The sequence below is a fragment of the Streptococcus sp. DTU_2020_1001019_1_SI_AUS_MUR_006 genome (genome assembly GCF_032340315.1).
Taxonomy (GTDB): Bacteria; Bacillota; Bacilli; order Lactobacillales; family Streptococcaceae; genus Streptococcus.
On the sequence record NZ_CP135436.1, the window covers coordinates 988,979 to 1,002,782 of the forward strand.

General features: G+C 42.0%; 11 protein-coding genes and 1 pseudogene. 2 read left to right on the forward strand and 10 right to left on the reverse strand.

Annotation, left to right across the window (positions count from 1 at the left end; all coding sequences use genetic code 11):
* Positions 1-238: 238 nt before the first annotated feature.
* Positions 239-954 (forward strand): annotated as a pseudogene (locus RRU92_RS04930) (CPBP family intramembrane glutamic endopeptidase).
* Positions 955-1,008: 54 nt separating this feature from the next.
* On the opposite strand, the gene nusB reads toward RRU92_RS04930, so the two are convergent.
* The 6 genes from nusB to gatC all read right to left on the reverse strand — a co-directional run bounded on the left by nusB (position 1,009) and on the right by gatC (position 5,739).
* On the reverse strand, positions 1,009-1,431 hold the full coding sequence (gene nusB, locus RRU92_RS04935; RefSeq protein WP_000203647.1) for a transcription antitermination factor NusB: 423 nt from the start codon (positions 1,429-1,431) through the stop codon (positions 1,009-1,011).
* Positions 1,424-1,813 carry an Asp23/Gls24 family envelope stress response protein gene (locus RRU92_RS04940; protein WP_000510582.1) on the reverse strand — a complete coding sequence of 130 codons (390 nt, stop codon included), beginning with the start codon at positions 1,811-1,813 and terminating at the stop codon, positions 1,424-1,426. The genes nusB and RRU92_RS04940 overlap by 8 nt, the downstream gene beginning before the upstream one ends.
* 28 nt (positions 1,814-1,841) lie before the next feature.
* The gene (gene efp / locus RRU92_RS04945; RefSeq protein ID WP_000568646.1) at positions 1,842-2,402 is read right to left on the reverse strand and encodes an elongation factor P; all 561 of its coding nucleotides are present in this window, start codon (positions 2,400-2,402) and stop codon (positions 1,842-1,844) included.
* A gap of 126 nt (positions 2,403-2,528) precedes the next feature.
* Complete coding sequence (gene gatB, locus RRU92_RS04950) at positions 2,529-3,971, reverse strand: Asp-tRNA(Asn)/Glu-tRNA(Gln) amidotransferase subunit GatB (RefSeq protein ID WP_248034668.1); 1,443 nt, start codon at positions 3,969-3,971, stop codon at positions 2,529-2,531.
* Positions 3,971-5,437 carry an Asp-tRNA(Asn)/Glu-tRNA(Gln) amidotransferase subunit GatA gene (gene gatA / locus RRU92_RS04955; RefSeq protein WP_315640841.1) on the reverse strand — a complete coding sequence of 489 codons (1,467 nt, stop codon included), beginning with the start codon at positions 5,435-5,437 and terminating at the stop codon, positions 3,971-3,973. Before gatA ends, gatB begins: the two co-directional genes overlap by 1 nt.
* Entirely contained in the window at positions 5,437-5,739 is a 303-nt protein-coding gene (gatC, locus tag RRU92_RS04960; protein ID WP_049548997.1) for an Asp-tRNA(Asn)/Glu-tRNA(Gln) amidotransferase subunit GatC, read from the reverse strand. The genes gatA and gatC overlap by 1 nt, the downstream gene beginning before the upstream one ends.
* 212 nt (positions 5,740-5,951) lie before the next feature.
* Between gatC and RRU92_RS04965 the strand changes: the two genes are divergently transcribed.
* A complete protein-coding gene (locus RRU92_RS04965; RefSeq protein ID WP_153225074.1) occupies positions 5,952-7,496 on the forward strand; it encodes a peptide chain release factor 3 in 1,545 nt (514 codons plus the stop codon).
* 1,119 nt (positions 7,497-8,615) lie between these two features.
* Here the strand turns inward: RRU92_RS04965 and RRU92_RS04970 are convergent.
* The 4 genes from RRU92_RS04970 to argF all read right to left on the reverse strand — a co-directional run bounded on the left by RRU92_RS04970 (position 8,616) and on the right by argF (position 13,783).
* A complete protein-coding gene (locus tag RRU92_RS04970; protein WP_311522607.1) occupies positions 8,616-9,944 on the reverse strand; it encodes a dipeptidase in 1,329 nt (442 codons plus the stop codon).
* Between the two features lie 17 nt (positions 9,945-9,961).
* A complete protein-coding gene (locus RRU92_RS04975; protein ID WP_315640842.1) occupies positions 9,962-11,470 on the reverse strand; it encodes a YfcC family protein in 1,509 nt (502 codons plus the stop codon).
* Between the two features lie 93 nt (positions 11,471-11,563).
* Positions 11,564-12,511 carry a carbamate kinase gene (gene arcC / locus RRU92_RS04980; protein WP_315640843.1) on the reverse strand — a complete coding sequence of 316 codons (948 nt, stop codon included), beginning with the start codon at positions 12,509-12,511 and terminating at the stop codon, positions 11,564-11,566.
* Positions 12,512-12,769: 258 nt separating this feature from the next.
* The gene (argF, locus tag RRU92_RS04985; RefSeq protein ID WP_315640906.1) at positions 12,770-13,783 is read right to left on the reverse strand and encodes an ornithine carbamoyltransferase; all 1,014 of its coding nucleotides are present in this window, start codon (positions 13,781-13,783) and stop codon (positions 12,770-12,772) included.
* Positions 13,784-13,804 lie beyond the last annotated feature (21 nt).

Sequence of the window (13,804 nt, forward strand, 5' to 3'; positions counted from 1 at the left end):
GTGCTACAGAGAATAGATTAATACTCAATGAAAATCAAAGAGCAAACTAGGAAGCTAGCCGAAGGCTGTACTTGAGTACGGCAAGGTGAAGCTGACGTGGTTTGAATTTGATTTTCGAAGAGTATAAGTTTTTATAGATTTTATGCTGTGCTAGGTCAGTATATAACTGATAAACTGAATAGGGAGTTGTTAATTTTTCCCTCCATCAAGGTAATTTTAATTTTTTTAAGGAATGAGTATGAAAAAACTTTGGCATTTGGGAGTCTATATCTTACTGGTATTTCTATCGGTTTATCTACCAGAGTTAGGGATTATGCATCTAACTAAGTTTTTAGAATGGGGGATAGATGGCTATTATAGCATTTCAGCAGTTGGGGAAGTAACTCTTTTAGTTATGTTTGTTTGCTGGTTGAAAAAGAAAAAGATGCTCTATATTTTCGAAAAAAAGGGTTCAAAGAAGTCAAGATTCTTTTTCCTTGTAGCTGGTCTAGTGGCTACTTATTTTTATCGTCAATTAGTGGATGCTTTTCAATTACAGTTTCATCACTTAATTGATAACAAGTATATCTTTCAAGACCTTCTTTCGACTTTATACTCCAATGGGCAACCAACTTTTCTATCAACTGTTCTCAGTTTTAGTTTAATAGTAGTCGTCGCACCTATATTGGAGGAGATAGTTCTGAGAGGAATACCTTCTTTTCAAATTCCAAGTATTATCTGGATGTTATCTTATCAGCTCTTATCTTTGGGCTCAGTCACTTGGTATTATCGCATCGTGATCCTATCAGTTTGATGTTTTATAGTTTAGGCGGTCTCTTCTATGCCCTGATCTACCGTTGGACAAAGAATCTAAAGCTCACAATCCTTTGCCATAGTTTTTTCAACTTTCTCATTTATGCCAAGCCCATCTGGATATTTGTTTATAATTATGTCTATTACCACTTTTTTAGATAGTGGAAGGCAAAGAAAAAAGTGTTTGATCGGAGTCAAACACTTTTTCTATATTATTTAATCTTCTTCTGTCACAAATTGACTGAGGAGTCCATTGATGAAACGGGCTGACTTTTGATCTGAAAAGCTCTTAGCAAGTTCAATAGCTTCGTTAACAGCCACGAGCTGAGGAGTATCAAATGAAGTGATTTCAAAAACTCCTAGGCGTAGTAAATTCTTTTCTACCAAAGTCAGACGATCGATGGTCCAACCAGTTTTCAAATGTTGAGTGATTTGTTTGTCCAGATCATCCTTCTTAGCTTGGACACCAGAAACGAGCTCTACAAGGAAGTTAGGAAGTTGTACGTCTGTATCTTCGCGATCATGTGTGTAGGCAAAGCGACAAGCAGTTTCTAGATCTGAACCATATTCAAGACTCATCAAGGCTTGGAAAGCACACTTACGTAGTTCACGTCTAGATTCTAATAATGGACTAGTCATTGAGGAAGTCCTCGTCGAATAAGTCTTTCAATTCTGGTTTTGGTGTTTTATCTGGAACGATACCTGAAACGTGAATGTTGACAGCAGAGATTTCAACATCAGCCATGTTACGGACAGCATCCTTAACAGCTTTCTGGATAGCCATAGCAACCTTAGGAACTTTGACACCGTACTCTAGGTAGAGGTAGATATCAGCTGTGAGCTCATCGTTTGCTTCTTTTAGATATACGCCACGACCAAGAGAAAGTTTTGAAAGGGTGTCAGATACTGATTTGTTTGAAAAAGAGTGTACGCCTTCAACTTTCGCAGTTGCAATAGCAATGATTTTTTCTAGTACACGTGGGGCGATGACGATTTCGCCAAGTTGTTCTTCAATTCCCATAGAATGACCTCTTTCTAGTTTCTAGAGATTAGGCGCGAGAAACGTAAGTTCCTTCTGCAGTGTTGATAATCAATTTTTGACCTGCTTCGATGAAATCTGGAACGTTCACGACAAGACCAGTTTCCATTGTTGCTGGTTTACCAGAACCTGTAACAGTAGCACCTTTGATAGATGGTTGTGTTTCAGCAACTGTCAATTCAACAGTAGTTGGTACAGTTACACCGATTACTTCAGTTCCGTAGAATTGGATTTTTACATCTGAGTTTTCAAGGATGTAAAGCAATTCGTTTTCAACATTCACAACAGGAATTTCGTATTGGTCATAAGTTTCTGTGTTCATGAAGTAAGCTGTGTCGTCCATTTTATACAAGTATTGAGCTGGAACTGTTTCGATGATTGCTTGCTCAAATTTTTCTTCTGGGCGGTAGCTTGTTTCAAAAGTTGAACCAGTGCGGACATCACGCAATTTCATACGCATGATAGTGTTTCCTTTACCTGGTTTGTGGTGACTAGCTTCCAAAACGCGGATCAATTTTCCTTCAGCTGTTTCAAAAGTCATACCAGCCTTTAGTTTACTTGCTTCAATCATATTTTTACCTCTTTAATAAATATTATTACTCTTCATTCTACCATAAAATGGTCTGAAAATAAAGTCAAAATGGTTTTGAAAGATACCAGAAGGGTAACATTAACCTTCTGGCTGCTTTCCTTCCGCTTAATCTTCTTTTAACTTAGCCAATTCTTGGGCAAGTAGCTTGAGGGCGACTTGTGGGTTGGCTTGGCCTTTGGTCGCTTTCATGAGGAATCCTGTGAAGGCCTTGTCAGCGTTACGTTTTCCTGACTTGAAGTCGGCAACAGCGGCTTCGTTATCCGCAAAGACTTGATGAATAATTGGAATCAAAACATCAGGATCTGAGATTTGAACTAAACCAGCTTTTTCCACGTATTCACGCGCTCCACCACCATTTTTAGCTAGGTGAACAAAGACTTTCTTGGCAATCTTAGATGAAATCGTACCATCTTCGATGATAGCAATCATTTCAACCAAGTTTTCAGGTGTCAATTCGATTTGTTCCAGTGTCTTACCTTCGGCGTTCAAGAATTGAGCGACTTCACCTTGGAGCCAGTTAGAAACTTGTTTGGCATCACCACCGAGGGCGACAGCTTTTTCAAAGAAATCAGAAGTGACTTTATTTGCAGTTAACTGGCTAGCGTCATAGTCTGACAAGCTGAGGTCAGAGACGTAGCGCGCACGGCGTTCTTTTGGAAACTCTGGTAACTCCGTACGCATTTCTTCAATCCACTCGTCAGAAATTTCAAAGAGAGGTAGGTCTGGTTCTGGGAAGTAACGGTAGTCAGCAGCACCTTCTTTGACACGCATGAGGATGGTTGCCTTGTTAGCTTCATCGTAACGGCGTGTTTCTTGGCGAATTTGACCACCAGAGCGAAGGATTTCAGCTTGACGTTGAACTTCGTATTCGAGACCCTTGCGAACATTTGAGAAGGAGTTGAGGTTCTTCAATTCAGTCTTGGTACCGAATTTTTCTTGACCATAAGGACGAAGGGAGATGTTAGCATCTACACGCATTGAACCTTCTTCCATCTTGACGTCAGAAATACCAGCGTACTGGATGACTTCCTTGAGGGCAGTTAGGTAAGCATAGGCTTCCTCTGGTGAACGCATGTCTGCTTCAGATACGATTTCAATCAAAGGCACCCCTTGGCGGTTGAGGTCAACATAAGAGTAACCATCTGTACCATGGGTGTTTTTACCAGCGTCTTCTTCCAAGTGAGCACGTTCAATACCGATTTTCTTAGTCGTACCATCTTCTAGTTCCACTTCAATCCAACCGTTGTAACCGATTGGTTCATCAAACTGAGAAATTTGGTAGGCTTTAGGATTATCAGGGTAGAAGTAGTTCTTGCGGTCAAAGTGCATCTTCTTATGGATGTCCATGTTAAGAGCGAGTGCAGCCTTGATACCAGCATCGACAACACCCTTATTGAGAACTGGCAGAACTCCTGGGAAGGACCAGTCAATCACGTTAGTGTTGGCATTTTGGTCATTTCCAAAGTGGGCAGAAGTAGGTGAGAAGATTTTTGAATTGGTGTTGAGCTCTACGTGGACTTCAAGTCCAATGACTGTTTCAAAGTTCATTAGTTATCACCTCCAAAAATCACAGGTTGTTGTTTGTGGTAGTCTGTTGTTGCCTCAAAAGCAGCAGCAGCTTGGTAGATAGTTTCTTCAGAGTATTTAGGACCGATCAATTGGAGTCCTACTGGTAGACCTTGAACAAATCCAGCAGGAATAGAAATCCCTGGTAGACCAGCTAAGTTGACAGGAATTGTCAAGAGGTCAGCCAAGTACATAGCAACTGGATCATGGTTGAGCGAATCCAAGTCGTAGGCAACGCTAGGAGCAGTTGGTCCCAAAATCAAGTCATAATCCGCAAAGACTTTTTCGAAATCTTGAATGATAAGGGTACGAACCTGACCAGCCTTCTTGTAGTAAGCATCATAGTAACCTGATGAAAGGCTGAAAGTCCCTAGCATGATACGGCGTTTCACCTCTTCACCGAAACCTTGGCTACGGCTGTTTACATAGATTTCATCAAGATTAGTCGCATCCTCTGCACGATAGCCGTAACGGATACCGTCAAAGCGTTGCAAGTTTGATGAAGCTTCAGATGAAGCGATAATGTAGTAAACGGCAACACCGTATTTAGAGTGAGGAAGGCTGACTTCTTCAACGATGGCACCAAGTTTTTCAAAGTGTTTAGCGGCGTTCAGGATAGTTTCCTTAACTTCTGGGTCAATCCCTTCACCAAGGTATTCCTTAGGCAAAGCAATTTTCATGCCCTTGATGTCTTGACCGATTTTTGAAGTAAAGTCAGCGATGCGGACAGGAGCAGAAGTAGAGTCTTTGGCGTCTTCGCTGGCAATAGCGTTGAGCAAGAGAGCATTTTCCTTAACAGTTGGTGCGAAAGGTCCAATCTGGTCTAATGAGCTACCGAAGGCAATGAGACCGAAACGAGAAACCGTTCCGTAGGTCGGTTTGAGACCAACAATCCCGTTGAAGGCAGCAGGTTGGCGGATAGAACCACCAGTATCAGAACCAAGTGACAAGCGGACTTGTCCTGAAGCTACGGCTGCGGCAGAACCACTGGATGAACCACCAGGAACCTTTGTCTGGTCCCAAGCATTTTTAGTGGCACCATAGTGAGAAGTTTCACCTGATCCACCCATGGCAAATTCGTCCATGTTGGTTTTTCCAACGACAATCATGCCTTTCGCTTTTGCATTAGCAACAGCTGTTGCATCAAAGATAGGCTCATAGTTATAGAGCATTTTTGAGGCAGCAGTTGTCAGGATACCGTCTGTAGAGATATTATCCTTAACAGCAAGCGGAATTCCTGAAAGGACATTGTCAGCGTCAATTCCAGCTTCATCAATAGCTTTGGCTTGAGCAAGAGCTTGCTCTTCAGCGATGGTAACAAAAGCGTTGATAGCCTCTTCGCGCGCCTTGATATCTTCAAGCGTTGCTTGCGTTAGTTCGGTTGCAGAAATTTCCTTAGATACAAGGAGGTTGTGCAACTCTTCAATCGTTTTATTGTTAAAAGTCATTAGGCATCTCCTCCATCATCCAGAATAGCTGGTACCTTGATATAGTAGTTATCTTTTTCAGGTACATTTTTAAATAAGCGATCACGGTCAGTTCCTTCTTCGGCTACGTCTGGGCGAAGAACGGTCTTGCGATCTGCCATGGTAGTCGTTGCTTCAACACCAGTAGTGTCGACTTCGCCCAGCAATTCGACCATATCAACAATTTTTGAGAGTGTTGTCGCAAACTCAGCAGTTTCTTCTTCTGAGAATTTTAATTTTGAAAGATTGGCAACGTGAGTTACCTCTTCTTGCGTAATTTTCATCTGGTATCCTTTCGTGAAATGATGATTATTTATCTGTTCTATTTTACCATATTTTCCTATAAATAAGGGAGGCGGAACTGAAAAGAAATAGAAATTGAAAAAAATGCTAAAATCCGATATAATGGAGTGTTGAAAGGAATGGTAAAATCCAATGTAGAAATCATTCTTAGCCATTGAAACAAGAAAAATAGAGAATCAAAGAAAGAGAACTTATGAATATTCAAGAAGAAATTAAGAAACGTCGTACCTTTGCCATTATCTCTCACCCGGACGCGGGGAAAACAACCATCACTGAGCAATTGCTCTACTTTGGGGGCGAGATTCGTGAGGCTGGTACTGTAAAAGGAAAGAAAACAGGGACTTTTGCCAAGTCTGACTGGATGGATATCGAGAAACAACGTGGGATTTCGGTAACCTCATCTGTCATGCAGTTTGACTATGATGGCAAGCGTGTGAATATCCTAGACACGCCAGGGCACGAGGACTTCTCAGAAGATACCTATCGGACCTTGATGGCGGTGGATGCTGCGGTCATGGTAGTGGACTCTGCCAAGGGTATCGAGGCCCAAACCAAGAAATTATTTGAGGTTGTCAAACACCGCGGGATTCCAGTCTTTACCTTTATGAACAAGCTGGACCGTGACGGTCGTGAACCACTAGATCTCTTGCAAGAATTGGAAGAAGTCTTGGGCATAGCTAGCTACCCGATGAACTGGCCAATCGGGATGGGGAAAGCCTTTGAAGGTTTGTATGACCTTTATAACCAACGTTTAGAGCTCTATAAAGGGGATGAACGCTTTGCTAGTCTGGAAGATGGGGACAAGCTATTTGCTAGCAACCCATTCTACGAGCAAGTCAAGGATGACATCGAGCTCTTGCAAGAAGCTGGAAATGAATTCTCAGAAGAAGCCATCCTTGCGGGTGAATTAACACCAGTATTCTTTGGTTCAGCCCTCACTAACTTTGGGGTGCAGACCTTCCTTGAGACCTTCCTTAAGTTTGCTCCAGAACCACATGGACACAAGAAAACAGATGGCGAAATTGTGGATCCTTATGACAAGGATTTCTCAGGATTTGTCTTTAAAATCCAAGCCAACATGGACCCTCGTCACCGTGACCGTATTGCCTTTGTTCGAATCGTATCGGGTGAATTCGAGCGTGGTATGAGTGTTAATCTCCCTCGTACTGGTAAGGGAGCTAAGCTGTCAAATGTTACTCAGTTTATGGCGGAAAGTCGTGAAAATGTGACCAATGCCGTGGCAGGTGATATTATCGGAGTTTACGATACTGGTACTTATCAGGTGGGAGATACTTTGACAGTTGGGAAAAACAAATTTGAATTTGAACCACTGCCAACCTTTACTCCTGAGATTTTCATGAAAGTTTCTGCTAAGAACGTCATGAAACAAAAATCTTTCCACAAGGGGATTGAGCAATTGGTGCAAGAGGGAGCTATTCAGCTTTATAAGAATTACCAAACAGGCGAGTACATGCTAGGAGCTGTTGGTCAACTCCAGTTTGAAGTCTTTAAGCACCGTATGGAAGGCGAGTACAATGCTGAAGTAGTCATGAGCCCAATGGGTAAAAAGACTGTTCGTTGGATCAAGCCTGAGGACTTGGATGAACGGATGTCATCAAGCCGAAATATCTTGGCCAAAGACCGTTTTGACCAGCCAGTCTTCCTCTTTGAGAATGACTTTGCCCTCCGCTGGTTTGCGGACAAGTATCCAGATGTAGAGTTGGAGGAGAAGATGTAACTCAGTACCAACAATTGGAACTAAAGTTCCTAATTGTTGGACGCTAGTCGCTATTTGGCGAACTAGCTAACTGCCTTACTAACTGAGTTTTACAAATGGAATCGATTTGTAAAACTCAGTGTCGTAATCTAATAATCGGTAACTGCTATTGCTGTTTACCTAAACGCTTCATTAGGAAAAATCCGCGAATGGTTTTGATTCGTGGATTTTCCCGTCGTAAGGGGTAGTAAGTGGTCTAGCTACCTGCCTTACTAACTACGTTTGGCAAATAGAATCGATTTGCCAAACTCCGTGTCGTAATCTAATAAATGGTAACCGCTATGGCAGTTCACCTAAACGCTTCACTAGGCAAAGTCCACGAATGGTATCGATTCGTGGATTTTTCCGTCGTAATGGTAAGGAAGCGGTCTAGCTACCTGCCTTACTAACTGCGTTTGGCAAATGAAATTGATTTGCTAAACTCCGTGTCGTAGTTCAGTAAATTTATGTGGTTGTATAACAATCTAAGTAACTAACGCCAAGTTTCTATAGAACTTGGCTAGGCGCTCCACTAGTAAAGTTTTACGAATATTATCGATTCGTAAAACTTTACATCGTGATGGGTAGAAAGTGGCCTGATTGCCTTACTAACTCATCGACGAAAAATAATCGTTTTCTCCTCTTCGTGTCGTAATCTATCAATTGGTAACCGTTAAGGCGATTTGCCTAAACGCTTCACTAGGCAAAACCCGCGAATGGTTTTGATTCGTGGATTTTTCCGTCGTAATGGCAAGGAAGCAAAGTGTCTGCCTATCTCACTAACTTCGTTTGGCAAATATGATCGATTTGCTAAACTCCGTGTTGTAGTGTAACAATCGGTAACCGCTATGGCAGTTTGCCTAGTAACAGAAAGGAAGCGGTCTAGCTGCCTGCCTTTCTAACTGCGTTTGGCAAATAGAATTGATTTGTAAAACTGTGTGTCCTAATGAAAAAAGAGTGCCTGAGTTGGTAACTTACCTTAAAACTATTGCAAAAAGCCAAGAAAATCCCTTCCTTGGCTTTTGTTGTAGCTTGCTATTCAAAATTTTCCTAATTTTCCTAAAACTCCGTCCCGATTTGGGACGGAGTTTAGGAGGTCTTTTAGGTCGCTAATCGGTAAACAGCTTCAGCATAGATATCCATAGCATGATAGAGATCATCTAAGATAGCATATTCATTTGCTTGGTGTTCTGTTTGCTCTCTTCCTGGGAAGAGGGCACCAAAAGCGACACAGTTTGGCATGGTACGTGCAAAGGTTGCGCCGCCAGATGATAGAGCGGGACTATTGTCACCAGTTTTTTCTTCATAAACCTGCATGAGTGTAGTGACGAGCATACTATCTCTTGCCACGTAAAGTGGCGCTAGGTAGTCAAATTCTTGGTAGCTAAGTTGGTAAGCTTTTGCGCGCTCTTTCAGCTGATGAACAAGGGCATCCTTGTCTGCAAGGACTGGGATTCGGATATCAATTCGAATCTCAGAACTTTCGGGAGTAATGGTTAAGGCGGCCACATTAAAGGATAAATGTCCAGAAGGCTGGTCGCTGATATCACCAAAGATTCCTTTTCCTTGACCATCTTGACCAACTTCTTTGGCAAGAAATGTAAGTGCAGGATGGGATTGAATAGAATCAAGGATGGTGGCTAGACGAATGACTGCATTAATCCCTTGACTGGCATCCTTGGCATGCTTAGATAGTCCTAGAACAGTAAGGGACTGATCATTTTGTTGATAATCATAACAAGCAACTACTAGACCTTCTTGGAGTTGTTCCATAAGTGGTCCTTGATAAGTTGCCTTATCAGGTACGACATTAAAGGCTCCACCTATATCTAAGGAGAGTTGTTCTGACCCAGGTCCATGAAGTTTGACTTGAAGGAGCCCTTTTTCTGCATAGGTTAATGGGAATGATGAGTCAGGAGCAAATCCCATGCTGGCCTGTTCTTCAATGGCATTATATCTTGCCATACAACGCCAAAGGGTTTCTTCATCAGTACCAAATATGAAACGAACCCGTTTTTTGAATTGAATTCCTTGGTCAAGCAAGCTTTTGACTGCGTAAAGGGCTGCAAGAGAAGGTCCTTTATCATCCTGCGCACCCCGACCATAAATCCGTCCATCTCTGATACTAGCTTCAAATGGAGGAGTTTCCCAGTCTGTCAAATCGCCTGCAGGAACGACATCTAGGTGGCAGAGGATAGCAAGGAGATCCCCCTCACCAACTTCTGCATAACCATAATATCCTTGAGGATCCAGATAGGTTTTAAAACCAAGTTCTTGACACAAGTCCAGAGTTTTTTTCAGGACATCTTGAATGGCTTGACCAAAGGGAGTGCCATTTTCGCCTTCATTGAGAACAGAAGGATAAGAGATGATTGTTTTCAAACTTTGAAGAAAATCTTCTTTGATTGATTCTGTAATATAGGATTTCATCCGTATTTCCCTCTTTACTATAAGAATGGCACTAAGGTACCTAAGATGAGAAGTAGAATACTTGCAACGACAATGACGATGACGAGTTTTCCAACAAATTTCCACCAAGTTCCAAGGCTGACACGACCAAGAGCAAGAGCACCCATAACAATACCTGAAGTAGGAGTCACAAGGTTAAGGACACCAGATGCAGATTGGTAGGCAGTGACGATAAGACTTGCTTTAACATTGACGAACTCTCCAAGAGGAGCCATGATACCCATAGTTGCACTAGCAAGACCAGATGAAGAAGGAATAAGGAAGGACATAGGTAGGTAGAAGATATAGGTCAATACGATGAAGACTTGAGGAGAGAGACCTTGAAGGCCAACTTCACCCCAGTGTAGGATGGTTGCAGTAATCATACCATCGTTCATGATAACTTGGATACCACGAGCAACCGCACAAATCAAGGCAACTGAAAGTAAATCTGCAGCACCAGTTAGGAAGGTTGAGACAATCTTGCTTTCTTTGAGACCATAGACAACCCCGATCAAAATCCCCATAACGGCAAAGAGCATAGCGCCTTCTGGGAAGTACCAGCTACCAAATGGTAGAGCAGATGAACCGATAACTCCTCCAATTACAGGAAGGCCGATTAACCAATTCTTGAAGTCTTCAAATACAGTAACATGCAAATCAACCCAAGGGATGAAACTTGCAATCATAATGATAAAGGTTAATACAAATAAAGCGAGGACATGTTTTTGTTTCTTGCTCAAAGTAGATGGTGCATCATCATTTTCTGAAACATTGAAGTGTTTGATATCTTCTTCGCGTTGAGCGTAAACGAGTGATTTAGTCGGATTTTTCTGAATCTTTTCTGCATAACGATAGACAAAGTAAGTGCTGATACCTGTCATTACAAACCAGAAGATAACACGGAGAATAACCCCATCCATAGAAGAGATTCCTGCAGTATCAGAAGCGATAACAGTAGCAAATGGATTCAATGTAGATGCCAAACAACCAACTTGAGAACCTAGTAAGATGATGGCTACGGCAGTGATACTGTCAAAACCAACTGCCATCATTACAGGAATAAGAAGGGGATAGAAGGCCATGGTTTCTTCTCCCATACCATAGGTAGTTCCTCCAAGTGCGAAGAGGGGCATGAGGATGAGAATCAACATTTTTTCGCGGCCCTTGTATTTTTTAACGATGGAGGCAATCCCTACATCGAGTGTACCAGTAGCGTTTACGACACCAAGGAAACCTCCGACCATAAGGATAAAGAAGGCAACATCGATTGCTGCGCTAGTTGGTTCGTGACCGAGCATGGCACGAATTGGTGCCATAAAGACATCGTAAATCCCTTGAGGATTTGAGTCAACAGTTTGATAGGTACCTGCGATGAGGTTACCTGCTTCATTGGTATTATACTTACCTGCAGGAATGACCCAGGTCAAAAATGCCATAATGGCAATGATGATGATCAAAACAGTGTATGATGAGGGCATTTGAAACCTTTTTTTATTTTCACTCATTTGTTTTTCCTCCTAAACTATGTCACACAGTATAAAAACGAATGATGTGGCAAGAGTGCTGACTAAACTTTCTTGAAAGGTATGACTAAACTATTATTCTTTCACGATGATTGTTCCGCTATCAGATTCAATCAAGGCTCCCAAATTGCTGAGGGAAGTGATGACGGCTTTTCCTGCTGGACGATTGGTCACAAAATCAATGGCAGCTTGGATTTTTGGTAGCATACTACCAGGAGCAAATTGCCCCTCTTTGATGTATTCTTGAAGTTGGTTAACAGTTACCTGCTCCAATTTTTCTTGATTTGGTTTGTTATAGTTGATATAGGCATAATCGACGCCAGTTAAAATGATGAAGAGATCTGCTTCGACTAGCTCTGCCAAGCATTGCGATGCAAAATCCTTATCGATGACAGCTTCTACTCCTGAGAAGTAACCGTTTTCATTTTTGGTTACAGGAATACCTCCACCGCCTGCTGCGATGACAATTTGTCCCTTATCTAAGAGTGCGCGTATACTATCGATTTCTTTGATATGAACAGGTTTTGGAGAAGCCACTACCTTACGCCAGCCACGTCCTGCATCTTCTTTAAAGTTAGCCCCAGTTTTTTCGCTTTCTGCTTTAGCCTCTTCTTCTGAGTAGAATGGACCAATGGGTTTACTTGGATTGAGAAAGGCAGGATCATTCTTGTCCACGACAACTTGTGTGACAACAGAAACGACAGTTTTATCAAGATGAATATCCTGTAAAGCATTTTCCAGAGCATTCTGGAGCCAAAAACCGATGCTACCCTCAGTCATAGCAACAAGTGAATCGAGAGGAAAGGCAGGATTTTTTTCGGAATTCGCTGCTAGGTGTTGGAGGAGAAGGTTACCAACTTGCGGTCCATTGCCATGGGTGATAATCAATTCATCACCATTTTGGATGAGTTTCACCAGATGGTGTGCTGTTTCTGCCAGAGCAGCTTCTTGAGCTTGAGCAGATGGATCTGTGGAAAGAATGGCATTTCCTCCAAGAGCGACAACGATTTTACGATGAGACATGAGCGCTCCTTTCTTTTGGATGAACAAAAGCCAATTTTGGTTAAAGGCTTGGATTTGGAAGTTGAGAAGAAAGATTTTGTAGGGACGAGTTGAGTTGGAATTTCGAAATGCGAATAACTGGAAGGCAGTTACTTGTTATGAGGTTTTTGCTTGAATGGTGACTATTGGAGAATTTCAACTCAGAGCTCGTAACTATTACAAAAAGGGACTGGACTAAAACACTAGTCTCAGCCCCTAAGCTGTTTCTTATAGTTTGTATCACACTTTAGGAATGTAGAGATTTCCTAGTGTAGCAGCCATAACGGCTTTGATGGTGTGCATACGATTTTCTGCTTGATCAAACTGACGAGCATATTTGCTATGGAAGACCTCATCAGTTACTTCCATTTCTTTTACACCAAATTTCTCAGCTACTTGTCTGCCGTAGATTGTGTTCGTATCATGAAAGGCTGGTAAGCAGTGGAGGAAGATTAAGTTTTCATTGCCTGCTTTCTTAACAAGATCCATATTGACTTGGTAAGGTTTTAGCAAAGCGACGCGTTCTGCAAACTTATCTTCTTCGCCCATAGATACCCAAACATCAGTGTAAAGGACATCAGCCCCTTTTACAGCTTGATCAGCATCTTCTGTGATGAGGATGTGAGCCCCACTTTCTTTGGCATATCCCTCAGCCAGTGCAACAACTGCCTGATCTGGGAAGAGTTCTTTTGGTGAAAAGACATGAACGTTCACACCAAGGATCGCTCCTGTTACTAGAAGGCTATTGGCAACATTGTTACGACCGTCACCACAGTAAACCAATGTCAAACCTTCAAGATGTCCGAAATTTTCTAGTACTGTCAAGTAGTCTGCAAGCATTTGAGTTGGGTGCCATTTATCCGTCAAGCCATTCCAAACAGGAACACCAGAGAATTTAGCTAATTCTTCAACCATATCTTGACTAAAACCACGGAATTCAATACCATCAAACATACGTCCCAAAACTTTTGCGGTATCTTCCGTAGTTTCTTTTTTACCTAGTTGAATATCGTTTGCCCCCAGGTATTCTGGATGTGCACCAAGATCGATTGCAGCAGTTGTGAATGCTGCGCGTGTACGGGTAGAAGTTTTTTCGAATAAAAGAGCAATATTTTTACCAGCTAGATAGCGGTGTTCGATGTTTCGTTTTTTAAGATCCTTCAAGTGAGCTGAAAGTCCAATCAAATATTCGAGCTCTGCACGGGTAAAATCTTTTTCAGCTAGAAAACTTCTTCCTTGAAATACTGAATGTATCATTCTATATATCCTTTTCTA